The 1,925-nt window shown below is 46.7% G+C and carries 3 protein-coding genes and 1 pseudogene; all 4 read left to right on the forward strand.

Annotated features, from left to right (window positions below; all coding sequences use genetic code 11):
- A pseudogene (gene rplJ / locus B3S86_RS15040) lies at positions 1 to 351 on the forward strand (50S ribosomal protein L10); the annotation flags it as partial.
- A gap of 76 nt (positions 352 to 427) precedes the next feature.
- On the forward strand, positions 428 to 796 hold the full coding sequence (gene rplL, locus B3S86_RS15045; RefSeq protein ID WP_023466613.1) for a 50S ribosomal protein L7/L12: 369 nt from the start codon (positions 428 to 430) through the stop codon (positions 794 to 796).
- A gap of 82 nt (positions 797 to 878) precedes the next feature.
- A complete protein-coding gene (locus B3S86_RS15050) occupies positions 879 to 1,475 on the forward strand; it encodes a class I SAM-dependent methyltransferase (RefSeq protein ID WP_035413150.1) in 597 nt (198 codons plus the stop codon).
- 222 nt (positions 1,476 to 1,697) lie between these two features.
- Positions 1,698 to 1,925, forward strand: a 228-nt coding sequence (locus B3S86_RS15055) for a hypothetical protein (RefSeq protein WP_414651179.1), incomplete at its 3' end; no start/stop codon positions are given.

Consider the following 1,925-nt stretch of genomic DNA (forward strand, 5'->3'; position numbering starts at 1 on the left):
GAATTCAAAGTTTACAAAAACGGTCTCCTCCGCCGCGCGGCAGTTCAAAGCAACCTCGAAGGTCTTGATGAAGTCTTCACAGGTCCTAGTGCGATCGCCTTCAGCAATGAAGACGTTATCGCGCCAGCTAAGATCTTGAACGACTTCGCTAAAACGCACAAGGCTCTCGAACTTAAAGGTGGTATCATCGAAGGCAAAGTCACTTCAGTAGAAGATGTCAAAGCCCTTGCGGAACTTCCATCACGCGAAGGTCTCCTTTCGATGCTCCTCAGCGTGCTTCAAGCGCCAATCCGTGGACTCGCGGTGGCAACGAACGCAATCGCAGAGCAAAAAGAAGAACAATCTGCTTAATTTCTGCTTAGCGGGATAGGCAACCAACACAATTTTCACACCCCAACGTGGGCTAAATCAAAGGAGGAAAACCATAATGGCTTTCAACAAAGAGCAATTTATCGAAGACCTCAAGGGCATGACTGTTCTTGAACTTAACGAACTCGTAAAAACAATCGAAGAAGAATTCGGCGTATCAGCAGCAGCTCCAGTAGCAGTTGCAGGTGCTGGCGCAGGCGCAGCAGCTGAAGAGCAAACTGAATTCGACGTTATCCTTACTAACGCTGGATCTGGTAAAATCAACGTCATCAAAGCAGTTCGCGAATTGACAGGCCTCGGTCTTAAAGAAGCGAAAGCTCTCGTAGACGGAACTCCAGCACCAGTTAAAGAAGGCGTTTCGAAAGAAGACGCTGAAGCAATGAAAGCTAAGCTTGAAGAAGCTGGCGCTACTGTAGAAGTTAAGTAATTTTCTTCTTCCGTAGAAACAAGAGAAGCTCGCATTGCGAGCTTCTTTTGTTTTCATCTTTTACATGAGAGGGGAAGGAAACATGGCGGATCATTATTATACGAATGACCCTTCATCGAAACGAGATCCGAAGACGTGGGAATATGTCCTGCGTGGTCAAACGCTCCGCTTTACATCGGATCACGGTGTCTTTTCAAAGAACGGAATCGATTTTGGTTCACGTCTGTTGATTGAGGCATTCACGGAACCGGCTGTAGCTGGAGACATTTTAGATGTCGGCTGTGGATATGGACCGATGGGCATTGCGCTCTCGAAGTCGACAGGACGTCCGGCACACTTGATCGATGTCAATGAACGGGCGCTCGAACTAGCGGCAGACAATGCGCGCGCGAACGGTGTTTCCGTGACGACCGGTGTGAGTGACGGGTATGATGGGGTAGGCGAATCGACATTCGCAGCGATCGTGACGAATCCACCGATTCGGGCAGGAAAAACGGTCGTTCATCGTATTCTCCGAGAAGCATATGATCATCTCATCGTTGGCGGCGAACTTTGGGTCGTCATTCAAAAGAAACAAGGTGGACCATCTGCGAAGAAGTTGATGGAAGAAGTATTCGGTATGTGTGAGACAGTTACCCGTGATAAAGGGTACTCGATATTTAAATCAATTCGGTCTTGACAAATCGAAGGATTTGTCGTTGACCTCATGTTGTGTCTATGATAGTATTATAAAATGCCATTGGAGTGATTTTTGGATAAGATGTTTGAAAGCAGCTGGCGTTCTCGACTACAGATGATTGAGTAGACAAGACGTCGCTTTTTTGCGCTTATCAATCAAAAAATGGCTTCAATGTTCGATATTACACCCGTCCTTCTCTATAAGAAGAAGTGGGTCTGAGAGGTGAATCAGTTGACTGGTCAACTTGTTCAGTACGGTCGTCACCGTCAGAGAAGAAGCTATGCACGTATCAGCGAAGTATTGGAACTTCCAAACTTAATCGAGATTCAAACGAATTCGTATGAGTGGTTCCTGCGGGAAGGTCTTCGTGAAATGTTTCATGACATTTCGCCGATTTCCGATTTCACAGGGAATCTCGTATTAGAATTCATCGACTACTCGCTCGGAGAG

This window comes from Exiguobacterium sp. UBA3968, from assembly GCF_002385115.1.
Classification (GTDB): domain Bacteria; phylum Bacillota; class Bacilli; order Exiguobacteriales; family Exiguobacteriaceae; genus Exiguobacterium_A.

Excerpts from the sequence above, each read along its gene's own strand:
- rplL (WP_023466613.1), top strand. The coding sequence starts at position 428 with ATGGCTTTCAACAAAGAGCAATTTATCGAAGACCTCAAGGGCATGACT.
- B3S86_RS15050 (WP_035413150.1), top strand. The coding sequence starts at position 879 with ATGGCGGATCATTATTATACGAATGACCCTTCATCGAAACGAGATCCG.